We start from the raw sequence: 24,318 nt of genomic DNA, 5'->3' as shown, positions 1-24,318 counted from the left end.
TGATATGGCACCGACTTCACCCGCCCAGAATGGCAAAGCCTACAAGTATGTCGATCACTCCTACGACGTGATCGTCGTCGGCGCCGGTGGCGCCGGGCTGCGCGCCACGCTCGGCATGGCCGAGCAGGGCTTCCGCACGGCCTGCATCACCAAGGTATTCCCGACCCGCTCGCATACGGTCGCGGCCCAGGGCGGCATCGCCGCCTCGCTGCGGAACATGACGCCGGATAGCTGGCAGTGGCACCTCTACGACACCGTCAAGGGTTCCGACTGGCTCGGCGACGTCGACGCCATGCAGTATCTCACCATGGAAGCGCCGAAGGCGGTCTATGAGCTCGAGCACTACGGCGTGCCGTTCTCGCGCAACGAGGAAGGCAAGATCTATCAGCGCCCGTTCGGCGGCCACATGCAGAATTACGGCGAAGGCCCGCCGGTACAGCGCACCTGCGCCGTTGCCGACCGTACCGGCCACGCCATCCTGCACACACTCTACGGCCAGTCGCTGCGCAACAATGCCGAATTCTTCATCGAATACTTTGCGCTTGACCTGATCATGTCGGAAGACGGCAGCCGCTGCACCGGCGTCGTCGCCTGGTGCCTCGATGACGGCACGATCCATCGCTTCGCCGCCAAGATGGTGGTGCTGGCGACCGGCGGCTACGGCCGCGCCTATTTCTCGGCAACATCTGCCCATACCTGCACCGGCGACGGCGGCGGCATGGTGGCGCGTGCCGGCCTGCCGCTGCAGGACATGGAATTCGTCCAGTTTCACCCGACCGGCATCTACGGTTCGGGCTGTCTGATCACCGAAGGCGCGCGCGGCGAAGGCGGCTATCTCGTCAACTCCGAGGGCGAGCGCTTCATGGAGCGTTATGCGCCTTCGGCCAAGGACCTTGCCTCGCGCGACGTCGTTTCGCGCTGCATGACGCTGGAAATCCGTGAGGGCCGCGGTGTCGGCAAGGCGAAGGACCACATTTTCCTGCATCTCGACCACCTCGATCCGGCCGTTCTGCATGAGCGCCTACCGGGGATTTCCGAGAGCGCCAAGATCTTCGCCGGCGTCGACGTCACGCGCGAGCCGATCCCGGTTCTGCCGACCGTTCATTACAATATGGGCGGTATTCCCACGAATTATTGGGGTGAAGTGCTGAACGCCGACGGTGCCAATCCGGAACGGATCATCCCCGGCCTGATGGCTGTCGGTGAAGCCGGCTGTGCCTCGGTGCACGGCGCCAACCGCCTCGGCTCCAACTCGCTGATCGACCTCGTGGTCTTCGGCCGGGCCGCTGCGATCCGCGCCGGCGAGGTCATCGACCGCGCAGCGCCGATCCCGCATCTCAATGTCGCAGCCTGTGACAAGATCATGGACCGCTTCGACGGTCTGCGTCATGCCAGCGGCGGCACGCCGACAGCGGAACTGCGCGAGAAGATGCAGCGCGCAATGCAGGAAGACGCCGCCGTCTTCCGCACGCAGGAATCGCTGGAATCCGGTTGCCGGCGCATCTCGGCAATCTGGGGCGAGATGAAGGACATCAAGGTCACCGACCGCTCGATGATCTGGAACTCGGACCTGGTCGAGACGCTGGAGCTGCAGAACCTGATGGCCAACGCCATCACGACGATCTACGGCGCCGAGGCCCGCAAGGAGAGCCGCGGTTCGCATGCACGCGAGGATTATACCGAGGGTGCATTCGCCGGCCGCGACGACGTCAACTGGCGCAAACACACGCTCGCCTGGGTCAACGAGGCCGGCGACGTCAAGCTCGACTACCGGCCGGTTCACACCGAGCTCATTGCCGAAGGCATCGATCCGCATAAGATCGAGCCGAAGGCTCGCGTGTACTGATCTCAAGAGGAACCGGACATGGTTGAACTCGCTCTCCCCAAGAATTCTCAGATGCGCGAAGGCAAGGTCTGGCCGAAGCCGGCGGGTGCCAAGAACACCCGTGAATTCCGCGTCTACCGCTGGAGCCCGGATGATGGTCAGAACCCGTCGATCGATACCTTCTATATCGATGTCGACGATTGCGGACCGATGGTGCTAGACGGTCTGCTCTACATCAAGAACAAGATCGATCCGACGCTGACGCTGCGCCGCTCCTGTCGCGAGGGCATCTGCGGCTCCTGCGCGATGAATATCGACGGCACGAACACGCTCGCCTGCACCAAGGGCCTCGACGATATCAAGGGCGCGGTGAAGATCTATCCGCTGCCGCATCTGCCCGTCGTCAAGGATCTGGTTCCCGACCTCACCAATTTCTATGCCCAGCATCGTTCGATCGAGCCATGGCTGAAGACGGTGTCGCCGGCGCCGGCCAAGGAATGGAAGCAGAGCCACGAGGACCGGCAGAAGCTCGACGGCCTCTATGAGTGCATCCTTTGCGCCTGCTGCTCGACCTCCTGTCCGAGCTACTGGTGGAACGGCGACCGCTATCTCGGTCCGGCCGTTCTGCTGCAGGCCTATCGCTGGCTAATCGATTCCAGAGACGAGGCGACCGGCGAGCGCCTTGACAATCTCGAGGACCCGTTCCGCCTCTACCGCTGTCACACGATCATGAACTGTGCGCAGACCTGCCCGAAGGGCCTCAATCCGGCCAAGGCGATCGCCGAAATCAAGAAGATGATGGTCGAGCGCCGGGTTTGATCAGCCTCGGTACCGATGGCGGAATAGACGGCTTCGATCCCGAAGCCGTCACCGAGATCAGGTCGCGGCTTACCTCGGTGCGCGAACAGGGCCTCCGCATCGGTGCTGGTGCAATCCTTCTGCGGGGTTCGCCGGAGCGCTGTTCCGAGACATTGCGCGCGTTCGACAGGGATCCTGACAGAGATGAACGCGCGCAACACCTTGCTGACAAATTCTATGTGCAGGAAGTTTTGCAGCGGGACAGTTGAACTGTATCGTTTTTCGGTTAGTTGTTGTCACGGGCAATTTATGCTGCCCGACTTGATTAACCAAAGCGAATTACGATAATCGGACTTGCCTCACGCCCGTTTCTCTACGGCGATGGCCGAATTCAGGAGTATGATGATGCAGTTGCGATATGCGATGACAGGTCTGGTGGTGGTTCTGTCGCTAGCCGGTTGTCAGCGTACGGCATATGATTATAGCTCCAACGCCAGTGCCGGCCCGGCGCCGTTGACGGCGCAGCCGGTTCCCTCGGTACAGGGTGGGCAGCTTCCGCCGCCGACCGGCAGCTCGCAGTTTCCGGCCGCGCCGACGACGACGGCGCCGATGCCGGGCGCTGAGCCTGGTGCAATGGCCGCGAATGCGCTCGATATCACCAAGGAATCGATGGTCGGAAGCTGGCGTGTCAACGGCAGCTGCGACATGTTCCTGACGTTGACCAATCTCGGCAGCGGTTCGCGCGGCGGAACGCGTGGCTGCGTCGGCGAACTGACGGCGATGGGCTCCTGGGAGGTCGCCGGCAAGCAGGTGCTGCTCAAGGACCGCTCGGGCAACCAGCTCGGCAGCGTCTACAAGACGGCCGACAACCGCTTCCAGGGACAGACGAGCACAGGCCAGTCGATCAGTCTCAGCCGGTAAATGTTCCGGCGGGTCTCCGCCGTTGACTGACAGGCGGATATGCCCTCATGCAACCAATGCCGGATTATGCGCTCAGCGTCTGCGAACAGCTTAAAGCGCTGACCGCATCGGGTGCGCTTCAGGTCGATTCCGCCCAGATGGACGTGGCAAAGAGCCTCGACCGGGTGCTTGCCGGGCTGAAGCAGCGGCGGCCGGCGGCAAAGTCGAGCGCGCTCGGCTGGCTGTTTGCCGCCAAGAAGAAATCCGGCGACGGCATCAAGGGGCTTTATATCCACGGCAGCGTCGGGCGCGGCAAGACCATGCTGATGGACATGTTTTTCGCGATGGCGCCGTGCCGGAAGAAACGCCGGGCGCATTTCCACGAATTCATGGCGGATGTGCATAATCGCATCGCGGCGCATCGGCTGAAGCTCAAGAACGGCGACACGAGACAGGCCGATCCGATGCCGCCGGTCGCCGCAGCGCTCTACGACGAGGCAGAACTGCTCTGCTTCGATGAGTTCACGGTCACCGACATCGCCGATGCGATGATCCTGTCGCGGCTGTTCTCCGAGCTTTTCGCGCGTGGATGCGTGCTGGTCGCGACCTCGAACGTCGAGCCCGACAATCTCTACACCGATGGTCTCAATCGCGGCCTGTTCCTGCCCTTCGTTGCTTTGCTCAAGCAGCATGTCGATGTCGTCACCCTGGATTCGTCGACCGACTACCGGATGGAGAAGCTGAGCAGCCAGCCGGTCTATCTGGTGCCGATCAACGAGCATAACGACATGGCGATGGATGCGTCCTGGACGCAGGCGCTGCATGGGCGCAAGGCTCAGCCGCTGGATATTCCGATGAAGGGGCGCCACATCCATGTGCCGCTCGCCGTCGACCGCATGGCGCGGTTCTCTTTCGCCGATCTCTGCGAAAAGCCGCTCGGGGCGGTCGACTTCCTGGCGATCGCCGAACGTTTCGATACGGTCTTCGTCGATCACATTCCCTTGCTCGGGCCGGAAAAGCGGAACCAGATCAAGCGTTTCATCATTCTGGTCGATACGTTTTACGATCATGCCGTGCGGCTTTACATTTCCGCGGCGGCCATGCCGGAGGAACTGCTGCTGCATCGCCGGGGCACCGAGGGCTTCGAATTCGACCGCACGGCATCGCGCCTGTTCGAGATGCGCAGTGCGGAATATCTTGCGCTGCACCATGAAAAACGCGCCGCAGAGTAACAATTTGGTGACAGAATACCTTACGTTTACGTAAGATTTTTTGTATCTAAACGATTGAAAACGCTGCATCAAAATTAATGGATTGCCATTTTTGGGCTTTGGGTCTATGCGATTGCGTCATTGGGCGGTGCCTTGCGCGTCCGTCGACGAATTTGATCGCAAAGGAAACAGCGAAAATGGCGCGTAACAAGATCGCACTCATTGGTTCTGGCATGATTGGTGGCACGCTGGCGCACCTCGCCGGCCTGAAGGAACTGGGCGACATCGTTCTCTTCGACATCGCGGACGGCATTCCCCAGGGCAAGGGTCTCGATATTTCCCAATCGTCGCCGGTCGAAGGCTTCGACGTCAATCTGACGGGCGCCAGCGACTATTCCGCGATCGAAGGCGCGGACGTCTGCATCGTCACGGCGGGCGTCGCCCGCAAGCCCGGCATGAGCCGCGATGACCTTCTCGGCATCAACCTCAAGGTCATGGAGCAGGTCGGCGCCGGCATCAAGAAATATGCCCCCAACGCCTTCGTGATCTGCATCACCAATCCGCTCGACGCCATGGTCTGGGCGCTGCAGAAGTTTTCCGGCCTCCCCGCCAACAAGGTCGTCGGCATGGCCGGCGTTCTCGACTCCTCGCGCTTCCGTCTTTTCCTCGCCAAGGAATTCAACGTGTCCGTCCAGGACGTCACGGCCTTCGTTCTCGGCGGCCACGGCGACACGATGGTGCCGCTCGCCCGCTACTCGACGGTTGGCGGCATTCCGCTCACCGATCTCGTCACCATGGGCTGGGTTACCAAGGAGCGCCTCGAAGAGATCATCCAGCGCACCCGTGATGGCGGCGCCGAAATCGTCGGCCTGCTGAAGACCGGCTCGGCTTATTACGCGCCGGCCGCCTCGGCGATCGAGATGGCCGAATCCTACCTCAAGGACAAGAAGCGCGTTCTGCCCTGCGCGGCCCACCTCTCCGGTCAGTACGGCGTCAAGGACATGTATGTCGGCGTTCCCACCGTCATCGGCGCCGGCGGCGTCGAGCGCATCATCGAGATCGATCTCAACAAGACCGAGAAGGAAGCCTTCGACAAGTCCGTCGGCGCCGTCGCCGGTCTCTGCGAAGCCTGCATCAACATCGCGCCTGCCCTCAAGTAGTCGATGGGCTGAAGTAATCGAAACAGGGATACACCCATGAACATTCATGAATATCAGGCCAAGGCTCTGCTGAAGGGCTATGGCGCGCCGGTTGCCGAAGGTGTGGCTATTCTCAAGGTTGAAGAAGCCGAGGCTGCCGCCAAGTCGCTTCCCGGTCCGCTTTACGTGGTCAAGAGCCAGATCCATGCCGGCGGCCGCGGCAAGGGCAAGTTCAAGGAACTGTCGCCGGAAGCCAAGGGCGGCGTGCGTCTCGCCAAGTCGATCGACGAAGTGGTCGCCCACGCCAAGGAAATGCTCGGCAACACGCTGGTGACGGCGCAGACCGGCGAAGCCGGCAAGCAGGTCAACCGCCTTTACATCGAAGACGGCGCCGACATCGCTCGCGAGCTCTATTGCTCGCTGCTGGTCGACCGCTCGGTTGGTCGCGTGGCTTTCGTGGTCTCCACCGAAGGCGGCATGGACATCGAAGCTGTCGCCCACGACACGCCTGAGAAGATCCAGACGATCGCCATCGATCCGCAAGCCGGCGTGACGGCTGCCGACGTTGCTGCGATCTCCAAGGCTTTTGAGCTCGAGGGTGCTGCCGCCGACGACGCCAAGACGCTTTTCCCGATGCTCTACAAGGCCTTCGGCGAGAAGGACATGGCTCTGCTGGAGATCAATCCGCTGATCGTCATGAAGGACGGCCACCTGCGCGTCCTCGATGCCAAGATGTCTTTCGATGGCAATGCGCTCTTCCGTCACGACGACGTCAAGGTGCTGCGCGACGAGACCGAAGAAGACGCCAAGGAAATCGAGGCCTCGAAGTGGGACCTCGCCTATGTCGCGCTCGACGGCAATATCGGCTGCATGGTCAACGGTGCAGGCCTTGCCATGGCGACGATGGACATCATCAAGCTTTACGGCAAGGAGCCGGCTAACTTCTGTGACGTCGGCGGCGGCGCCGGCAAGGAGAAGGTTGCTGCGGCTTTCAAGATCATCACCGCAGACCCCAAGGTCGAAGGCATTCTCGTCAACATTTTCGGCGGCATCATGAAGTGCGACGTCATTGCCGAGGGCGTGATTGCCGCGGTCAAGGAAGTCGGCCTCAAGGTTCCGCTCGTCGTGCGCCTTGAAGGCACCAATGTCGAGCTCGGCAAGAAGATCCTGAACGAGTCGGGTCTGGCGATCACGGCGGCTGACGACTTGGACGATGCGGCCAAGAAGATCGTCGCGGCGATCAACGGCTAATTTTGAAGGATCTGAAAGAATGTCTATTCTCGTCAATAAAGACACCAAGGTCCTCGTTCAGGGTCTGACCGGCAAGACCGGCACGTTCCACACCGAACAGGCGCTTGCTTACTACGGCACCCAGATGGTCGGCGGTATCCATCCGAAGAAGGGTGGCGAAACCTGGACCGGCGCCAAGGGCGAAAGCCTGCCGATCTTTGCAACCGTTGCCGAGGGCAAGGAAAAGACCGGCGCCAACGCGACCGTCATTTATGTTCCGCCGGCAGGAGCCGCCGATGCGATCATCGAGGCGATCGACGCCGAGATCCCGTTCATCACCTGCATCACCGAAGGCATCCCGGTCATGGACATGGTGCGGGTCAAGGCTCGCCTCGACCGCTCCAAGTCGCGCCTGCTCGGTCCGAACTGCCCGGGTATCATGACGCCGGAAGAATGCAAGATCGGCATCATGCCGGGCTCGATCTTCCGCAAGGGTTCGGTCGGTATCGTTTCCCGCTCGGGCACGCTGACCTATGAAGCCGTGTTCCAGACCTCCAACGAAGGTCTCGGCCAGACGACGGCCGTCGGCATCGGCGGCGACCCGGTCAAGGGCACCGAGTTCATCGACGTCCTGGAAATGTTCCTGGCCGACGAAGCCACCCAGTCGATCATCATGATCGGCGAAATCGGTGGTGCGGCTGAAGAAGACGCAGCCCAGTTCCTCAAGGACGAAGCCAAGAAGGGCCGCAAGAAGCCGATGGCTGGCTTCATTGCCGGCCGTACGGCGCCAAAGGGCCGCACCATGGGCCATGCCGGCGCTGTGGTTTCCGGCGGCAAGGGCGATGCGGAATCGAAGATCGCGGCGATGGAATCGGCGGGCATCAAGGTATCGCCCTCTCCGGCCCGCCTCGGCAAGACGCTGGTTGAAGTCCTCAAGGGCTAAGCCACCTATAGACCGGGCGGAGGAACGGCATCTGCGCCTTCCGCCCGGCCTCGACAACACGAGACCAGCAGATGCGCCGCGGACAGGCGGCAATCGGAATGCGGCAGCCGGCCATCAAGCCGGCAATTCATCAAAGTCAGGAGGCGGACGGAAGCGTCCGCATATCACCATGGCACGGCAAGAAGCCAACGAGCAGTTTCAGATCACCTCGTTTCTGGATGGCGCCAACGCTGCCTATATCGAGCAGCTCTACGCGCGGTACGAAGAAGATCCGGCATCGGTCGACGATCAGTGGCGGTCCTTCTTCAAGGCGCTGGAGGAGGATCCCAGCGATGTGAAAAGGGCAGCCAAGGGCGCTTCCTGGCGCAAGAAGAACTGGCCGCTTCAGGCAAGCGGCGATCTGGTATCGGCTCTCGATGGCGACTGGGGCATCGTCGAGAAGGTGATCGAGACCAAGGTCAAGGCCAAGGCCGAAGCTCAGGGCAAGCCTGCCGACAGCACCGAAGTGCTGCAGGCGACGCGCGATTCTGTGCGCGCCATCATGATGATCCGCGCCTACCGCATGCGCGGCCACCTGCATGCCAAGCTCGACCCGCTCGGCATCGCCGCTTCCGTCGACGACTATCACGAACTCTCGGCGGAGAATTACGGTTTCACGGCCGCTGATTACGATCGCAAGATCTTCATCGACAACGTGCTCGGCCTCGAATACGCGACGATCCGCGAGATGATCGAAATCCTCGAGCGCACCTATTGCTCGACGCTCGGCGTCGAATTTATGCATATCTCCAATCCGGAGGAGAAGGCGTGGATCCAGGAGCGCATCGAAGGACCGGACAAGGGTGTGGCCTTCACGCCGGAAGGCAAAAAGGCGATCCTTGCCAAGCTCGTCGAAGCCGAAGGCTACGAACAGTTTCTCGACGTCAAGTTCAAGGGCACGAAGCGTTTCGGTCTCGACGGCGGCGAATCGCTGATCCCGGCGCTAGAGCAGATCCTCAAGCGCGGCGGCCATCTTGGCCTCAAGGAAGCCGTGTTCGGCATGGCCCATCGCGGCCGCCTGAACGTGCTCTCCCAGGTCATGGGCAAGCCGCACCGGGCGATCTTCCACGAGTTCAAGGGCGGCTCGGCCGCTCCTGACGAGGTCGAGGGCTCGGGTGACGTCAAGTACCATCTCGGCGCCTCCTCCGACCGCGAATTCGACGGCAACAAGATCCACGTTTCGCTGACGGCGAACCCGTCGCATCTCGAAATCGTCGATCCCGTCGTCATGGGCAAGGCCCGCGCCAAGCAGGATATGAACGCCACCGTCTGGGACGGCGACATCATCCCGCTTTCCGAACGCGCCAAGGTTCTGCCGCTGCTGATCCACGGCGACGCGGCCTTTGCCGGCCAGGGTGTCATTGCCGAAATCCTCGGCCTTTCCGGTCTGCGCGGCCACCGCGTCGCCGGCACCATGCATGTGATCATCAACAACCAGATCGGCTTCACGACCAACCCGGCCTTCTCGCGCTCGTCGCCTTATCCGTCCGACGTCGCCAAGATGATCGAGGCGCCGATCCTGCACGTCAACGGCGACGATCCGGAAGCGGTGGTCTATGGGGCGAAGATCGCCACCGAATTCCGCATGAAGTTCCACAAGCCTGTGGTGCTCGACCTGTTCTGCTACCGCCGCTACGGCCACAATGAAGGCGACGAACCGTCCTTCACGCAGCCGAAGATGTACAAGGTGATCCGCGCCCACAAGACCGTGCTGCAGCTCTACGCGGCCCGCCTCGTCGCCGAGGGCCTGCTCACCGACGGTGAAGTCGAGAAGATGAAGGCCGATTGGCGCGCCCATCTCGAGCAGGAGTTCGAGGCCGGCCAGCACTACAAGCCGAACAAGGCCGACTGGTTGGACGGCGAGTGGTCGGGCCTGCGCACGGCCGACAATGCCGACGAGCAGCGCCGCGGCAAGACCGCCGTGCCGATGAAGACGCTGAAGGAGATCGGCCGCAAGCTCTCTGAGATCCCGGCGGGCTTCAACGCGCACCGCACGATCCAGCGCTTCATGGAAAACCGCGCCAACATGATCGCCACCGGCGAGGGTATCGACTGGGCGATGGCCGAAGCGCTCTCCTTCGGTGCGCTCTGCGTCGAAGGCAGCAAGATCCGCCTGTCCGGCCAGGATTGTGAACGCGGCACCTTCTCGCAGCGTCACTCGGTTCTCTACGATCAGGAAACCGAAGAGCGTTACATCCCGCTCGCCAATCTTTCGCCGACGCAGGGACGCTACGAAGTCATCAATTCGATGCTTTCGGAAGAGGCCGTGCTCGGTTTCGAATATGGCTATTCGCTCGCCCGCCCGAATGCGCTGACGCTCTGGGAAGCGCAGTTCGGCGATTTCGCCAACGGCGCGCAGGTGGTCTTCGACCAGTTCATCTCGTCGGGCGAACGCAAGTGGCTGCGCATGTCGGGCCTCGTCTGCCTGCTGCCGCACGGCTATGAAGGCCAGGGTCCCGAACACTCCTCGGCCCGCCTCGAGCGTTTCCTGCAGCTTTGCGCGGAAGACAACATGCAGGTCGCCAATGTCACGACGCCGGCGAACTACTTCCACATCCTGCGCCGGCAGCTGAAGCGCGACTTCCGCAAGCCGCTGATCCTGATGACGCCGAAGTCGCTGCTGCGCCACAAGCGGGCGGTCTCGACGCTTGCCGAAATGGCCGGCGAATCCGCCTTCCATCGCCTGCTCTGGGACGATGCCGAGGTGATCAAGGATGGCCCGATCAAGCTGCAGAAGGACAACAAGATCCGCCGCGTCGTTATGTGCTCCGGCAAGGTCTATTACGATCTTCTCGAAGAGCGTGAAAAGCGCGGCATTGACGACATCTATCTCTTACGTGTCGAGCAGCTCTATCCGTTCCCGGCAAAGGCGCTGATCAACGAGCTGTCGCGCTTCCGTAATGCCGAGATGGTCTGGTGTCAGGAAGAGCCGAAGAACATGGGCGCATGGTCGTTCATCGACCCCTTCCTCGAATGGGTGCTCGCCCATATCGACGCGAAGTACCAGCGCGTCCGTTATACCGGCCGTCCGGCCGCCGCCTCGCCGGCGACGGGCCTGATGTCCAAGCATCTGTCGCAGCTCGCCGCATTCCTCGAGGATGCTTTGGGCGGTTAAAACAAGAGGGGCGCAATGGCTTATTTCTTTTTAAGACTGCAGCCGCCGCGCCCCACTTTCCCGCATGACGGGACCGGGGAGGAAATGGCGGCGATGAAACGCCATGCCGAATACTGGCATCGGAACGCTCTTGCGGGATCGGCGATCATCGTCGGCCCCGTCTTCGAGGGTGAAGGCGCCTGGGGCATGGCGATCGTCGAGGTCGAGGATCAGGCAGCGGCGCAGGTTCTTGCCGACGGCGATCCGATCATCGCTTCCGGTTTCGGTTTCCGCTTCGATATCCTGCCGATGCCCTCGATCATCTCGCGGCCACCTGCCGTCTGAAACGCATAAACGAAAACACACGAAATCAGGATCTGAACAATGGCCACAGAAATCCGCGTTCCAACTCTCGGTGAATCCGTCAGCGAGGCAACCGTCGGCACCTGGTTCAAGAAGGTCGGCGACGCCATCAAGGCCGACGAGCCGATTCTCGAGCTTGAAACCGACAAGGTGACCATCGAAGTTCCAGCACCCGCCTCCGGCACGCTTTCGGAAATCGTCGTCGCCGCCGGCGAGACCGTCGGCCTCGGCGCGCTGCTCGGCCAGATCGCCGAAGGTGCTGCCGCTGCTGCCGCGCCTGCTGCTCCTGCACCGGCCGCCGCGCCTGCTGCTCCGGCTCCCGCCCAACCGGCCGCTGCTGCTCCGGCCCAACCGGCGGTTGCCGCCGCTGCTGCGTCGTCCTCGAGCGCCTCCGTCTCCACCATGCCGCCGGCACCGGCAGCTTCGAAGATGCTTGCCGAAAACAACCTTTCCGCCGATCAGGTCGACGGTAGCGGCAAGCGCGGCCAGGTGCTGAAAGGCGACGTCATCGCCGCCGTCGCCAAGGGCATTTCCGCTCCGGCGGCCGCACCGGCGGCGACGCCTGCCGCCGCGCGCGGCCCGTCGACGGTCGAGGATGCCTCGCGCGAAGAGCGCGTGAAGATGACGCGCCTGCGCCAGACGATCGCCAAGCGCCTCAAGGATGCGCAGAATACTGCCGCCATGCTGACCACCTACAATGAGGTGGACATGAAGGCGGTCATGGACCTGCGCAACAAGTACAAGGACATTTTCGAGAAGAAGCACGGCGTCAAGCTTGGCTTCATGGGCTTCTTCACCAAGGCGGTGACGCATGCGCTGAAGGAACTGCCGGCCGTCAACGCCGAAATCGACGGCACCGACGTCATCTACAAGAACTACTGCCATGTCGGCATGGCCGTCGGCACGGACAAAGGTCTTGTCGTTCCCGTCATCCGCGACGCCGACCAGATGTCGATCGCCGAAATCGAGAAGGAGCTCGGCCGTCTTGCCAAGGCGGCGCGCGATGGCTCGCTCTCCATGGCCGACATGCAGGGCGGCACCTTCACCATCACCAATGGCGGCGTCTACGGTTCGCTGATGTCTTCGCCGATCCTCAACGCACCGCAGTCCGGCATTCTCGGCATGCACAAGATCCAGGAGCGGCCGGTTGCGATCGGCGGCCAGGTGGTCATCCGTCCGATGATGTATCTGGCGCTGTCCTACGATCACCGCATGGTCGACGGCAAGGAAGCGGTCACCTTCCTCGTGCGCGTCAAGGAAAGCCTGGAAGATCCGGAACGTCTGGTTCTCGATCTCTAAGGGAGCGCTTTCGATGCGGAACCGGATCATGCGAGCGGCGCGCCTTCTTTTTTGCGCTGCCGCCGCGCATATTCCGGTCGCCGCATCGGCTGCCGGCTGGGACATCAGCAAGGCAAGCAGCAATTTCGAGCTGGTGGCACTCAGCGATGCCCAACTCTCCGGCCGGTCGATCGGCGCGATCCATATGGGCAATGTCGAGCTGACCTCGGGGCGCATCGTTGCCGCCGATCCGCTCGCCCAGCCCGACCGTCCGGCGCTCGCAAGAACGGTTGCGCCGGGCGACTATCCGGTGACGCTCTACCAGGCCTTCGGGCGCATCGCCGCTGCCAGCATGCGGTTTGCCGAGGGCAAGCCGGATCGTTGGGAGCTTGCGGTCCTGCCAGGGCAGGACCCGGCGACGCTGAAGGACGGCGAGATCTTCGGCTACCCCGTCGATGCCGGCCTCGGCTGCTACATGGATGCCGATACGCTTGATCTGATCAGAGAACGCGAAGAGCAGGTGCAAGCGCAGAAACCGAATTCCGACGTCAACTATTACGACGACGTGCTGGCGTCGGACCTCGACGCCAACAAGGGCATCTATGCGCTGCACCGGCCGGTCGCTGGCAGGCGAGGCAATGTCGCGGTGTTCTGGAGCGGCTGGGGCGACGGTTTCTATCCGGTCTTCTGGGGGCTCGACAGGGATGGCCGCGCGCTGGTGCTGCTGACGGATTTCAGCGTTGTCGAGAATGCCGACGGGCGCAAGGAGCCGAAGCTGCAATGAGAGGAAGGATCAGGATCACGGCGAGACGGACAGGCGTGGCTGCAATCGCAGCCGCCGCGTTTTTCGTCGTTCCGGCGTCCACCTTCGCTGCCGCATGCAAGCAGGAACAGGCCGTCTACGCCGATCGCGACGGTGCCTATGAATTGCGCTTTGCACCGCTGAATTCTCCATCGGCTGCCGCCAGCAACCAGTTCAAGGTCAGCGCACTGAAGACACCAGTCGTGATGGACGGTTATGTCATGCCATCGGAAGATCCGGTGCGCGCCATCGGCATCCTGATGTTCAACTGTCCCGAAGGTGATGCGACCGGCGCCGATCTCGATGCCTGCACCGTCTGGCAGGGCGCCGTCTACGGCATGGATGCCGAGGGCGAGATGGACAACCTGCAGCCCGAAGGCGCTGAGGCGGCGGAAAAGCTCGTGCTTCCCGGCCTTGGTCCCGCCATCCGCGAATCCAGCGCCTGGGGCGAGGGCAAGGCCGTGGTGGCACCGTGGGACGTGCTGGTTTTCAAGGAGTGTGCGACATGAGCGATACACCTGTTGTTCTCATTACCGGCGGAAGCCGAGGCATCGGCGCTGCGGCTTCACGGCTCGCAGCGCGCCAGGGCTGGCGTGTCGCGGTGAACTACGCCGCCAACCGTCAAGCCGCGGATGCCGTCGTCGCTGCGATCGTCGAGGATGGCGGCGAGGCCGTGGCGATCCAGGGCGATGTCGGCAAGGCTGCGGATATCGTCTCGATGTTCACGGCAGTCGATCGGCATTTCGGCCGGCTCGACGGGCTCGTCAACAATGCCGGCATCGTCGATTATCCCCAGCGCGTCGACGAGATGTCGGTAGAGCGGATCGAGCGCATGCTGCGCGTCAATGTGACCGGGTCGATACTCTGCGCGGCAGAGGCCATACGCCGCATGTCGAGCCGGCACGGCGGCAAGGGCGGGGCGATCGTCAACATCTCGTCGATGGCGGCGGTCCTCGGTTCTGCGACGCAGTATGTCGACTATGCCGCCTCGAAGGCGGCGATCGACACGTTCACCGTCGGGCTGGCGCGTGAGGTCGCAGCCGAGGGTATCCGCGTGAATGCGATAAGGCCCGGCGTCATCGAAACCGACCTTCATGCCTCCGGCGGCCTGCCGGATCGGCCACGCGAGCTGGCGCCGTCGATCCCGATGCAGCGCGCGGGCACGCCCGAGGAGGTGGCCGATGCGATCCTCTATCTTCTGTCACCTTCGGCCTCCTATATCACCGGCGCGATCCTCAATGTGAGCGGCGGCCGCTAGAACAACGGGCGAAAAACAGCTGCAATATATTATCGAATTCCTCGGCCTGATATCGCGCGGCCGATTAAACAAAAATCCAAAGGGAAAGAAGCAATGTCCTACGATGTGATCATTATCGGAACCGGTCCGGGCGGCTATGTCTGCGCCGTCAAGGCGGCCCAGCTTGGCCTTAAGGTCGCCGTCGTCGAAAGGCGGGCGACCTATGGCGGCACCTGCCTGAACGTCGGCTGCATTCCGTCGAAGGCGCTGCTGCATGCCTCCGAAATGTTCCATCAGGCCGGCCACGGGATGAGCGCCCTCGGTATCGACGTCCCGGCGCCGACGCTCAATCTCGGCAATATGATGGCCCACAAGGATGCGACGGTGAAGTCGAATGTCGATGGCGTCGCCTTCCTCTTCAAGAAGAACAAGATCGATGCCTTCCAGGGCACCGGCAAGATCGTCTCTGCCGGCAAGGTCTCCGTCACCGCCGATGACGGCAACGTGCAGGAAATCGAAGGCAAGAACATCGTCATCGCCACCGGCTCCGACGTCGCCGGCATTCCCGGCGTGCAGGTCGAAATCGACGAAAAGACGATCATCTCGTCCACCGGCGGCATTGCGCTGGAGAAGGTGCCGGAAACGCTGATCGTCGTCGGCGGCGGCGTCATCGGGCTCGAGCTCGGTTCCGTCTGGTCGCGCCTCGGCGCCAAAGTCACCGTCGTCGAATATCTCGATACCATCCTTGGCGGCATGGATGGCGAAGTCTCCAAGCAGTTCCAGCGTATGCTGGCCAAGCAGGGCATCGATTTCAATCTCAGCGCCAAGGTCACCGGCGTCGAAAAGGGCGACAAGGGCGCCAAGGTCACCTTCGAATCGGTCAAGGGCGGCGACAAGGTGACGCTCGACGCGGAGGTCGTGCTGATCGCCACCGGCCGCAAGCCCTATACGGTGGGTCTCGGCCTCGAAGAGGCGGGTGTTACGCTCGACAATCGCGGCCGCGTCGAGATCGACGGTCACTACAAGACCAATGTCGACGGCATCTATGCGATCGGCGATGTGGTCAAGGGTCCGATGCTGGCGCACAAGGCGGAAGACGAGGGCGTGGCGCTTGCCGAAATCCTCGCCGGGCAGCATGGCCATGTGAACTACGAGGTCATTCCGAGCGTCGTCTACACCCAGCCGGAAATCGCTTCCGTCGGCAAGACCGAGGAAGAGCTGAAGGCGGCAGGCGTCGCCTACAAGGTCGGCAAGTTCCCGTTCACGGCGAACGGCCGGGCGCGTGCGATGCTGGCGACGGACGGTTTCGTCAAGATCCTTGCCGACAAGGAAACCGACCGGGTGCTCGGCGGCCATATCGTCGGCTTCGGCGCCGGCGAGATGATCCACGAGATCACCGTGCTGATGGAGTTCGGCGGTTCGTCGGAAGATCTCGGCCGTACCTGCCACGCGCATCCCACAATGTCGGAAGCGGTGAAAGAGGCTGCGCTCGCAACCTTCTTCAAGCCGATCCATATGTGATCTTACCTATTCGTAATAACGCATACAGCCGCTTGCCGTGAGGCAGGCGGCTGTTTTATTGGGTGCGTATCGGCGCTGTTGGAAAGCAGCGTGCCTGGTCGAATGACCGCCGGCGGGCTCAGTTCACCGCAGTGACGGTGAAGCCCTGCTGGCGCAGCAGTTCGATGACGCCGTCCTTGCCGGGCAGATGCAGGGCGCCGACGGCCATGAAGACGTTGCCGCTGTTGAGGATGGGCGCTGCGCGCTCGGCCATCACCTTGTTGCGGTCAAGGATGACGCGCTGCTCGAAGGCGGCATAATCGCTGTTTTCGCCTTCCTCCTCCGGTGTCACGGTTTTCAGTATCGGCATGGTCATGCCGATGTCGCCGGAGAGGTAGAGGTCGGTCATCGTCTCGACGACGTCGCTCATCTTGTCGCCGAGTTCCAGCGTCTGGATCAGCGATTTCAGATGGAATTCGACCGGCAGATCGGCCATGGCCTGGATCTGCTCGGCAAGGGTTTCCAGCCCCTTGACCTGCTTGCCTTCGGCAATGGCATCGGTGGCGATCTTCTGGTCGAGGAATTGCGCGCCTTTTGCCTTGCGGGCGATTTCGCAGGCCGGCAGGGCGACGGCGCTCGAAATCATCCAGGGCCGCATCCGGGAAACGGCGCTGATCGGGATACCGCGCTGCTTGAGGCCGGTTTCGAGACGCTTGTAGTCCTCGGGGGAAAGCAGCTTGTCGATCGTCGTGCCGTCGGTGAACATCGTCAGTTCCGGCTTTGCGAGCAGGGCGGCGGTCGCCTTCCGCTCATCGAGGATCTCGTCGGATTCGATAATGATCGTGTCGGCGGTGTCGTGGGCTGCCTGGGCGCGCGGCGGCAGGGCCAGCACGCGCGGATCGGTGACATGCATGCTGCCGAGCAGCCACGAGGGTGCCAATCCCGGCTTCTCGATCCTCCAGAAGATGCCCTTGCCGTTCGGTGTGGCGTCGGCTTCTTTCAGCGCCTCGGCATAGCGGGCGGGGTCGTTCTGCTGCAGCTCGACCATCAGATTGCGGCCGGTGCAGGCGACGTCTTCGGCCGCTGCCGGCCTTGCCGTCAGGAAGGCGGCAAACAGGGCGGCAAGAAGCAGCATGTGAAAGGCTGCGATCAGCCAGAGCAACAGATTGGCCGGCACTGCGAGGTAAGACGTCCGGCGGCCGATTGATGTCGTCATGATGGGTGTTCCGATCACATGCCTTGTGCGTTCATGCTCTACGCCCGGCTTGCGCATATTCCTTTAAGAGAATGCCTTAACGAAACTTAAAGTGCATTACATCAAATCGGATTCATGGCGATGCACTTTAAGTCAACGCATCGTGCTTTCCAAAAATCGATTCCGATCTCCGGGCCGAATGCGCTAGGCGCGCGGATGCGCCCGATCATACACCTCGAGCAGCCGCGATGCATCGACGCCGGTATAGACCTGCGTTGTGGAAAGGCTGGCATGGCCGAGCAATTCCTGGATGGTCCGCAGATCACCGCCGCCGGCAAGCAGATGGGTGGCGAAGGAGTGGCGCAATGCATGCGGTGTCGCCGTCTCCGGCAGGCCGAAGGCGCTGCGCATCTTCTGCATGGTGCGCTGGATGATCGCCGCTTGCAGCTTGCCGCCGCGGGCGCCGCGAAACAGTGGTTCTGCGCTTTCCAGATGGTATGGGCAGAGCGCTCGGTATCTCTCGACGGCATCGAAGACCACAGACAGCAGCGGCACCAGCCGCGTCTTGTTGCCCTTGCCGGTGATGCGGAGAGTCGTCGCGCCCTTCTGCAGGTCGGCGGGAGTAAGATCCAGCGCTTCGGAGATGCGCAGGCCGCAGCCGTAGAGCAGCGTCATAACCGCCGCATCGCGCGCCGCAATCCAGGGTTCGTCATGGAGCTGGGCGTCGTCGCTGACGACGGTGATCGCCTGGGTGTCCGACAGCGGCTTGGGCAGCGATTTCGGCTGTTTCGGCGAGCGCACCGCAGCAGCACCGGCGGCATTGACCAGGCCCTTCTTTTCGAGATGGCGCAGCAGCGAGCGAAGACCGGCGAGATTGCGGCCGAGCGATCGGGCGCCGGACCCCTGCTTGCGCCGGGCCGCCAGGAAGGCGCGGAAATCGGCGGAGCGCAACTCCCTGATATCGCCAAGCGTCACCGGGCCGGCGAGATGGCCGGTCAGAAAGGTCAGAAACTGGCGGGTATCGCGCTCGTAGGCGTCAAGCGTGTGCTCGGAAAGACGGCGCTCACTGGCGAGGTTTTCGAGCCATGCGGCCCGTTCCGTCATCAGGCGCTGATCGGCGATAACAAGCAGTTCGTTCACGTTGCGGGCCTTGATTTTGCCTTCAAGTCCGCCAATTTGGAGCAGGAACAGTTATGGAATTGCTAATGCCGGCCAAGCCTTTGTCATCCTTCGATCATATTCTATTGCGATAGCTTATACCCCATAGACAGGATCTTTCATGGCACGGCGCGATTCCATGACGGCTTTCGGACAGCTCGCGGAAGCGATCGCTCTCGTTTCACAGGGAAAGCCCGGTCATATCGTCGATACGCTGATTGCCGAACGCGGCCAGAGGATCGTGAAAAATCCGCTCTGGCCGGTCATGCGGCCGTTCCTCTACACGCTGCTGCGTTACAACAAGGCGCTCGAATTTGCCAATGCGGTCGCCAAAATGCCGGGCTTCCAGTCGTTCGAATATCTGAGCGCCGTGCTGAAACTCGATATCGGCATCACCAATGGCGAACGCATTCCCGATACCGGCGGCTTCATCCTCGTCAGCAACCATCCGACCGGCATTGCCGACGGCGTTGCCGTGTTCGATCTCTTGAAAACGCGCCGGCCGGACATGATGTTCTTCGCCAATCGCGATGCCATCCGCGTCAATCCGCGGTTTGCCGAGATGATCATCCCCGTGGAATGGCGGGAGGAGCACAAGAGCAAGCTGAAAGCGCGTGAGACACTGCAGCTGACCAACCATGCGGTGAAGGAAGGCAAGGCGACAGTGCTCTTTCCCTCAGGCCGTATCGCCTATTGGGCGAACGGCCGTCTGAATGAACGTCCGTGGAAGACCTCGGCCGTCGGGCTGGCGCGCAAATACAATCTGCCGATCCTGCCCGTTCATATGACGGCACGCAATTCCGGCCTGTTCTACTGGCTGGCGAAATGGTCGACCGAGCTTCGCGACATGACCGTGTTCCACGAACTGCTGAACAAACGCGGCGACCGCTTCGATTTCATCATCGGCAACCTAATTCCGGCCGAGCAGCTGGACGGCGACCTCAACGAGGTGACGAAAGCGCTGGAGAAACATACGGTGCACGACATGGCTAGGGATGGCGACGCGAGTTTCATGCCGGTCGGCCTGCCGATTGCGGCGACGCGCCGCGAGATTCCGGTTCCTGCAATCTAACCACCGGCATTGCCATGACGATCGATATCCGCCGGATCTGCGATCGGTTGCCGCAGGAGATCGCAGATCTTGAAAGCGAGGCCCGGCGGGAGGGCCATCGCCATGTCGCCCGCCTTATCGACGAATGGTCGACCGGCGCCGTCAGGTTCGATCGTGACGGCGAAAGGCTGCTTGGCGCCTATGCCGATGGGGAGCTCGCCGGCATCGGCGGCATGACCGTCGACCCCGCCATGTCAGGGGCGCTGCGGATGCGGCGTTTCTACATTCGTCCTGCAATGCGCGGGCGCGGCATCGGCCGGATGCTTGCTCTGGCTCTGCTCGACTATGCGTGGTCCTGCTGCACCGTCGTCACCGTTCATGCGGGAAACGATGGTGCGGTGAGGTTCTGGGAGACGCTCGGGTTTCAGCCTGACGAACGAGATGGACATACGCATCTGCTCGCGCTGCAGCACCATAGCGATGATCCAGCGGCTTCGGATTTGCGCCGGCGTGTTACGCACCGATCTCCTTGAGGCGGATGGCCTGGCGCGCCAGCAAGCGCTCGACATCGGCAATATCGAGCGCCGAGAGCTTGGCGCCCGGCTTGCGCAGGGTGGCGGACTTGATCACACCGCGCTTGGCAAGCACATATTTGCGCGAGGCAAGACCGATGCCCTGCTGCTGTTCGTAGCGGGCGAGCGGCAGATAGGCGTCGAAGATCTCATGGGCGCGATCCGCATTTCCGGCTGTATAGGCCTCGACGACGCCGACCATCATCTCAGGATAGCAAAATCCGGTCATTGCGCCATCGGCGCCGCGGCCCATCTCTTCGGGCAGGAAAAGCCCGCCATTGCCGCAAAGGATGGAGATGCGCCGCATGGCGCCCTTGTCGCTGGCGGCGCGAAGTGCCGAGATCTTCGAGAGACCCGGCCAATCTTCATGTTTGAGCATGACGCAGTTCGGTACCTCGTTGACGATGCGCTCGATGACCTTGGGCGCGATCGTCACATTGGTGGTGAGCGGATAATCCTGCAGCACGAAGGGCGTATCGCCCAGGGCCTCGCCGACCGACTGGTAGAAGGCGAAAGCCTGATCGTCGGTCTTGACGGTCCAAGGTGGCGCGACCATGACGCCGGCCGCACCCTCACCCATGACGGCTTCGGCGAGTTCGCTCATCGGCGCAAGCCCCGGCGCCGAAACGCCGACGACGACGGGGAGCCGCCCGTCGAGGCGCTTCAACACCCGTTCGACGACTGTCCGCGATTCCTCGGCGGTCAGCTTCGGAGCCTCGCCGAGCTGACCAAGCACCGTCAGGCCGGTGACGCCGGCGCCTTCGTAGAAATCGACCATGCTGTCGATACTGGCGAGATCGAGGGCGCCGTCATCGGTGAAGGGGGTTACGGCGATCACATAGACGCCCTTGGCATCTTCGGTCAGTCTGGCCATTGGTGCTCTCCAATTCAGCGGCCGAAGAACAGCGCTTCGGCATTTCGAACAAAAAACTTTTCGGCAATCGTGCGATCGTCGATGGCGGCATGCATGGTCTCAACCAGCTCGGCGTCATCGGGCATGCCGTGCGCTTGTGATCGCATACTCCATTTGTGATCGCGTGGTCATCATGCGCAAGGGCGTGACCGTAGAGAGCTGAGGCAAATTCGCCACCACCGTAACCGGGCTCGATCTTCAAATCGTCGCGACGACCCGGAACGTGTCGCTCCGTCTTTGCGGTTCCAATTCCATCGATTTGCGGGCATGGTCTCGCGCGATGAGCACAGATTCGTCCGATCTCTTTGGCGCGCTTTTTGAGGCACCGCCCGCGAACCGAACGGTTCCCGTGCTGGTGCCGATGCCGGCGCCGAAACCCTATTCCTATTCGGTGCCGGATGGCATGGCGGTCGAGCCCGGCTCGGTCGTGCAGGTGCCGCTCGGTCCGCGGCAGGTGATCGGCGTCGTCTGGGACGGCGGCGAGGACGGCATCGATCCGAAGAAGCTTCGGCCGATCAGCCATGTCTTCGACTGCCCGCCGCTTGCCAGGGAGATGCGGGACTTTATCGATTGGGTGGCGACCTATACGCTCTCGCCGCCCGGCCTCGTCGCCCGCATGGCGCTTCGGGCGCCGAACGCCTTCGAGCCGGAACCGATGGTGGAGGGGTTGAAGCTCGTCGGCGGCGAACCGGAGCGGATGACGCCGGCACGCGCCCGGGTGCTCGATACCGCCTCCGACGGCTTTTCCTGGACACGCAGCGGTCTTGCGCATGCGGCAGGTGTCTCGACGAGTGTTGTCGACGGGCTGATCACGCTCGGCATTTTTGAGGCGATATTCCTGCCGCCGCCGCCGGTCGTTGCGATGCCGGATCCGGATTTTGCCGCAGCACGTCTCGAAGGGCCGCAAAAGCAGGCGGCTGAAGAGATCGTTTCCGATGTCCGCAAGGGTGAATTTTCGGTGTCGCTGATCGACGGGGTAACCGGCTCCGGCAAGACGGAGGTTTATTTCGAGGCGATTGCCGAGACTCTGAAACGCGGCAAGCAGGTGCTGATCCTGCTGCCGGAGATCGCGCTGACGGCCAGTTTCATGGAGCGCTTCCAGGACCGTTTCGGGGCAAAGCCTGCCGAATGGCATTCTGATCTTGCGCCGCGCATGCGCGAAAAGGTCTGGCGCCAGGCGGTGACCGGCGAAGTGCGGGTCGTGGCGGGCGCCCGCTCTGCGCTCTTCCTGCCCTTCGAGGATCTCGGCCTGATCATCGTCGACGAAGAACATGATCCCGCCTACAAGCAGGAGGATCGCGTCTTCTACAATGCTCGCGACATGGCCGTCGTGCGCGGCCGCATCGGCGATTTCCCCGTCATCCTGGTGTCGGCGACGCCGTCGGTCGAAAGCCAGGTCAACGGCCAGAGCGGACGCTACAGCACCGTCCACCTGCCGACGCGTTTCGGCGATGCGGCGATGCCGGACCTGCATCTGGTCGATATGCGCCGGCACGCGCCCGAGCGGGGCGGCTTCCTGTCGCCGGTGCTGATCCGGGCGATCGGTAAGACCGTGGAAAAGCGCGAACAGGCGCTGCTCTTTCTCAATCGGCGCGGTTATGCGCCGCTGACGCTCTGCCGGGTTTGCGGCCACCGGTTCCAATGCCCGCAATGTTCGAGCTGGCTGGTGGAGCATCGTTTCCGCAAGCAGCTGCAATGCCACCAATGCGGCCATGCCGAGCGCACGCCGGAGGCGTGCCCGGAATGCGGCACGCTCGACCATCTCGTCGCCTGCGGGCCAGGCGTCGAGCGCATCGCCGAGGAGGTGGAACGGCATTTTCCGGAGGCGCGGACGATCGTTCTCTCCTCGGATATCATGGGCGGAGTGAAGCGGCTGCGGCTGGAGCTGGAAGCGATCGCCAAGGGCGAGGCCGATATCGTCATCGGCACCCAGCTTGTCGCCAAGGGCCACAATTTTCCGCTGATGACGCTGGTCGGCATCGTCGATGCCGATCTCGGCCTTGCCAATGGCGACCCGCGCGCGGCCGAGCGCACCTTCCAGCTGTTGTCGCAGGTGACCGGCCGGGCCGGGCGCACTGGCCTCAAGAGCCATGGGTTGCTGCAGACCTATCAGCCCCAGCATCCTGTCATGCAGGCAATCGTTTCCGGCGATTCTGACGCCTTCTACGAGCGCGAGATCACCGAACGCGAACGCGCCCTATTGCCGCCCTTCGGCAGGCTCGCCTCGATCATCGTTTCGGCTGAAACCCGCCACGACGCCGAAAACCATGCGCGCGGCATGCGCAACGCCGCGCCGCAGGTGTCGGGCATCTCGGTGCTCGGCCCGGCCGAAGCGCCGCTCGCGCTGGTGCGCGGCCGCCACCGTTTCCGTCTTTTGGTGCACGGCCGGCGGAACTCGGACATGCAGGGGTTCCTCCGGGCGATGCTGTCGCAATCGCCCAAAGAGCGCGGATCGGTGCAGGTGCAGCTGGATATCGATCCGCAGAGTTTTCTCTAAATCAAATAAGGCCGCCATTCCCTCCGTTTTCGGCCCATGCCATAAAACACTGATTCATCCGGGTGATTTGGGGCTGAGGCATGGAGTTTTACTTTCCGACCGAGTTTGGCGAGCAGCTTGCCTTTTGCTCCGCCGCTTTCACGGCGCTCGCCGGCTTCATCATGATGTTCGCGCCGGGCCAGACTTTCCGTCTTCTCGGTCTGCAGGCGCAGGAGGGGCGGCCGGAAGGCTTCGGCGAGGGGCGCTCGATGGGCGGTTTCTATCTCGGCTTCGGGCTGTCGGCGATCATGCTCGCCCAGGACTGGATCTATATGGCGCTCGGCGCCTCCTTCGCGATGGCTGCCTTTGCCCGCGTCATCTCGATCCTGTCCGATAAGGGGAGTAATCTCGTCAACTATTTACTCCTGGTTGTGCAAATCGCTTTGGCCGCGCTACCGCTGTTCTATGTCTTCGGCTTCACCCAGACGTGACTCTCGCTCCTGTCAGGTGGCTTCTTTGGCCTGCTTTCAGGCCATTGCGCGATTTTGCAGACAGAAATTCATGTGAAAGGCGTATTCGGGCATTACGCGTGTT

General features: G+C 62.4%; 21 protein-coding genes. 18 read left to right on the top strand and 3 right to left on the bottom strand.

From position 1 onward, the window contains the following. Nucleotides 1-4: 4 nt before the first annotated feature. From sdhA to lpdA, 14 genes are all read left to right on the top strand, one after another. Nucleotides 5-1,846: a succinate dehydrogenase flavoprotein subunit gene (gene sdhA, locus BA011_RS18370; RefSeq protein WP_065281502.1), complete on the top strand. Its 1,842-nt coding sequence runs from the start codon at nt 5-7 to the stop codon at nt 1,844-1,846. Between the two features lie 18 nt (nt 1,847-1,864). Continuing rightward, the gene (locus BA011_RS18365) at nt 1,865-2,644 is read left to right on the top strand and encodes a succinate dehydrogenase iron-sulfur subunit (RefSeq protein WP_003567268.1); all 780 of its coding nucleotides are present in this window, start codon (nt 1,865-1,867) and stop codon (nt 2,642-2,644) included. A gap of 384 nt (nt 2,645-3,028) precedes the next feature. After that, nucleotides 3,029-3,544 (top strand): protease inhibitor Inh/omp19 family protein, encoded by a 516-nt coding sequence (locus BA011_RS18355; protein ID WP_065282591.1) that lies wholly within the window; start codon nt 3,029-3,031, stop codon nt 3,542-3,544. Nucleotides 3,545-3,591: 47 nt separating this feature from the next. Then, on the top strand, nt 3,592-4,755 hold the full coding sequence (zapE, locus tag BA011_RS18350) for a cell division protein ZapE (RefSeq protein ID WP_065281500.1): 1,164 nt from the start codon (nt 3,592-3,594) through the stop codon (nt 4,753-4,755). A 176-nt stretch (nt 4,756-4,931) separates the two neighbouring features. Further along, on the top strand, nt 4,932-5,894 hold the full coding sequence (gene mdh, locus BA011_RS18345) for a malate dehydrogenase (protein ID WP_003543522.1): 963 nt from the start codon (nt 4,932-4,934) through the stop codon (nt 5,892-5,894). A 36-nt stretch (nt 5,895-5,930) separates the two neighbouring features. After that, nucleotides 5,931-7,124 (top strand): ADP-forming succinate--CoA ligase subunit beta, encoded by a 1,194-nt coding sequence (sucC, locus tag BA011_RS18340; protein WP_065281499.1) that lies wholly within the window; start codon nt 5,931-5,933, stop codon nt 7,122-7,124. A gap of 19 nt (nt 7,125-7,143) precedes the next feature. Continuing rightward, a complete protein-coding gene (sucD, locus tag BA011_RS18335; RefSeq protein ID WP_065281498.1) occupies nt 7,144-8,046 on the top strand; it encodes a succinate--CoA ligase subunit alpha in 903 nt (300 codons plus the stop codon). A 169-nt stretch (nt 8,047-8,215) separates the two neighbouring features. Continuing rightward, entirely contained in the window at nt 8,216-11,200 is a 2,985-nt protein-coding gene (locus BA011_RS18330; RefSeq protein ID WP_065281497.1) for a 2-oxoglutarate dehydrogenase E1 component, read from the top strand. 15 nt (nt 11,201-11,215) lie between these two features. After that, nucleotides 11,216-11,524, top strand: coding sequence for a YciI family protein (locus BA011_RS18325; protein WP_011653809.1), 309 nt, complete (start codon nt 11,216-11,218; stop codon nt 11,522-11,524). A 39-nt stretch (nt 11,525-11,563) separates the two neighbouring features. Then, the gene (odhB, locus tag BA011_RS18320; protein WP_065281496.1) at nt 11,564-12,841 is read left to right on the top strand and encodes a 2-oxoglutarate dehydrogenase complex dihydrolipoyllysine-residue succinyltransferase; all 1,278 of its coding nucleotides are present in this window, start codon (nt 11,564-11,566) and stop codon (nt 12,839-12,841) included. A gap of 13 nt (nt 12,842-12,854) precedes the next feature. After that, complete coding sequence (locus BA011_RS18315; protein ID WP_065281495.1) at nt 12,855-13,604, top strand: DUF4241 domain-containing protein; 750 nt, start codon at nt 12,855-12,857, stop codon at nt 13,602-13,604. Further along, nucleotides 13,601-14,131 (top strand): hypothetical protein, encoded by a 531-nt coding sequence (locus BA011_RS18310; protein ID WP_065281494.1) that lies wholly within the window; start codon nt 13,601-13,603, stop codon nt 14,129-14,131. Before BA011_RS18315 ends, BA011_RS18310 begins: the two co-directional genes overlap by 4 nt. Further along, the gene (locus BA011_RS18305) at nt 14,128-14,880 is read left to right on the top strand and encodes an SDR family oxidoreductase (RefSeq protein WP_065281493.1); all 753 of its coding nucleotides are present in this window, start codon (nt 14,128-14,130) and stop codon (nt 14,878-14,880) included. Before BA011_RS18310 ends, BA011_RS18305 begins: the two co-directional genes overlap by 4 nt. 93 nt (nt 14,881-14,973) lie before the next feature. Continuing rightward, nucleotides 14,974-16,380 (top strand): dihydrolipoyl dehydrogenase, encoded by a 1,407-nt coding sequence (gene lpdA / locus BA011_RS18300; RefSeq protein ID WP_065281492.1) that lies wholly within the window; start codon nt 14,974-14,976, stop codon nt 16,378-16,380. Nucleotides 16,381-16,498: 118 nt separating this feature from the next. On the opposite strand, the gene BA011_RS18295 is transcribed toward lpdA, so the two are convergent. After that, entirely contained in the window at nt 16,499-17,575 is a 1,077-nt protein-coding gene (locus BA011_RS18295; protein ID WP_065281491.1) for a TraB/GumN family protein, read from the bottom strand. A gap of 183 nt (nt 17,576-17,758) precedes the next feature. Further along, nucleotides 17,759-18,694, bottom strand: a complete 936-nt coding sequence (locus BA011_RS18290; protein ID WP_065281490.1) for a tyrosine recombinase XerC — start codon at nt 18,692-18,694, stop codon at nt 17,759-17,761. Nucleotides 18,695-18,833: 139 nt separating this feature from the next. Here BA011_RS18290 and BA011_RS18285 point away from each other — a divergent pair, with 139 nt between their 5' ends. Further along, on the top strand, nt 18,834-19,784 hold the full coding sequence (locus tag BA011_RS18285; protein WP_065281489.1) for a GNAT family N-acetyltransferase: 951 nt from the start codon (nt 18,834-18,836) through the stop codon (nt 19,782-19,784). Nucleotides 19,785-19,798: 14 nt separating this feature from the next. Next, nucleotides 19,799-20,296 carry a GNAT family N-acetyltransferase gene (locus BA011_RS18280; protein WP_065281488.1) on the top strand — a complete coding sequence of 166 codons (498 nt, stop codon included), beginning with the start codon at nt 19,799-19,801 and terminating at the stop codon, nt 20,294-20,296. On the opposite strand, the gene BA011_RS18275 is transcribed toward BA011_RS18280, so the two are convergent. Then, on the bottom strand, nt 20,277-21,209 hold the full coding sequence (locus BA011_RS18275) for a dihydrodipicolinate synthase family protein (RefSeq protein WP_065281487.1): 933 nt from the start codon (nt 21,207-21,209) through the stop codon (nt 20,277-20,279). The genes BA011_RS18280 and BA011_RS18275 overlap by 20 nt on opposite strands. 319 nt (nt 21,210-21,528) lie before the next feature. On the opposite strand from BA011_RS18275, the gene BA011_RS18270 reads away from it, so the two are divergent. After that, nucleotides 21,529-23,745, top strand: coding sequence for a primosomal protein N' (locus BA011_RS18270; protein ID WP_065281486.1), 2,217 nt, complete (start codon nt 21,529-21,531; stop codon nt 23,743-23,745). Nucleotides 23,746-23,825: 80 nt separating this feature from the next. Further along, the gene (locus tag BA011_RS18265) at nt 23,826-24,215 is read left to right on the top strand and encodes a DUF4345 family protein (protein WP_065281485.1); all 390 of its coding nucleotides are present in this window, start codon (nt 23,826-23,828) and stop codon (nt 24,213-24,215) included. The last annotated feature ends 103 nt before the right edge of the window (nt 24,216-24,318 follow it).

The organism is Rhizobium leguminosarum (assembly GCF_001679785.1).
GTDB lineage: Bacteria > Pseudomonadota > Alphaproteobacteria > Rhizobiales > Rhizobiaceae > Rhizobium > Rhizobium leguminosarum_R.
This window is presented reverse-complemented; position numbering and strand designations above follow the sequence as displayed.

Bases quoted from the DNA above. Each gene is read 5' to 3' on its own strand.
- sdhA (WP_065281502.1), top strand. From the start codon at position 5: ATGGCACCGACTTCACCCGCCCAGAATGGCAAAGCCTACAAGTATGTC.
- BA011_RS18365 (WP_003567268.1), top strand. From the start codon at position 1,865: ATGGTTGAACTCGCTCTCCCCAAGAATTCTCAGATGCGCGAAGGCAAG.
- BA011_RS18355 (WP_065282591.1), top strand. From the start codon at position 3,029: ATGCAGTTGCGATATGCGATGACAGGTCTGGTGGTGGTTCTGTCGCTA.
- zapE (WP_065281500.1), top strand. From the start codon at position 3,592: ATGCAACCAATGCCGGATTATGCGCTCAGCGTCTGCGAACAGCTTAAA.
- mdh (WP_003543522.1), top strand. From the start codon at position 4,932: ATGGCGCGTAACAAGATCGCACTCATTGGTTCTGGCATGATTGGTGGC.
- sucC (WP_065281499.1), top strand. From the start codon at position 5,931: ATGAACATTCATGAATATCAGGCCAAGGCTCTGCTGAAGGGCTATGGC.
- sucD (WP_065281498.1), top strand. From the start codon at position 7,144: ATGTCTATTCTCGTCAATAAAGACACCAAGGTCCTCGTTCAGGGTCTG.
- BA011_RS18330 (WP_065281497.1), top strand. From the start codon at position 8,216: ATGGCACGGCAAGAAGCCAACGAGCAGTTTCAGATCACCTCGTTTCTG.
- BA011_RS18325 (WP_011653809.1), top strand. From the start codon at position 11,216: ATGGCTTATTTCTTTTTAAGACTGCAGCCGCCGCGCCCCACTTTCCCG.
- odhB (WP_065281496.1), top strand. From the start codon at position 11,564: ATGGCCACAGAAATCCGCGTTCCAACTCTCGGTGAATCCGTCAGCGAG.
- BA011_RS18315 (WP_065281495.1), top strand. From the start codon at position 12,855: ATGCGGAACCGGATCATGCGAGCGGCGCGCCTTCTTTTTTGCGCTGCC.
- BA011_RS18310 (WP_065281494.1), top strand. From the start codon at position 13,601: ATGAGAGGAAGGATCAGGATCACGGCGAGACGGACAGGCGTGGCTGCA.
- BA011_RS18305 (WP_065281493.1), top strand. From the start codon at position 14,128: ATGAGCGATACACCTGTTGTTCTCATTACCGGCGGAAGCCGAGGCATC.
- lpdA (WP_065281492.1), top strand. From the start codon at position 14,974: ATGTCCTACGATGTGATCATTATCGGAACCGGTCCGGGCGGCTATGTC.
- BA011_RS18295 (WP_065281491.1), bottom strand. From the start codon at position 17,575: ATGACGACATCAATCGGCCGCCGGACGTCTTACCTCGCAGTGCCGGCC.
- BA011_RS18285 (WP_065281489.1), top strand. From the start codon at position 18,834: ATGGCACGGCGCGATTCCATGACGGCTTTCGGACAGCTCGCGGAAGCG.
- BA011_RS18280 (WP_065281488.1), top strand. From the start codon at position 19,799: ATGACGATCGATATCCGCCGGATCTGCGATCGGTTGCCGCAGGAGATC.
- BA011_RS18275 (WP_065281487.1), bottom strand. From the start codon at position 21,209: ATGGCCAGACTGACCGAAGATGCCAAGGGCGTCTATGTGATCGCCGTA.
- BA011_RS18270 (WP_065281486.1), top strand. From the start codon at position 21,529: ATGAGCACAGATTCGTCCGATCTCTTTGGCGCGCTTTTTGAGGCACCG.
- BA011_RS18265 (WP_065281485.1), top strand. From the start codon at position 23,826: ATGGAGTTTTACTTTCCGACCGAGTTTGGCGAGCAGCTTGCCTTTTGC.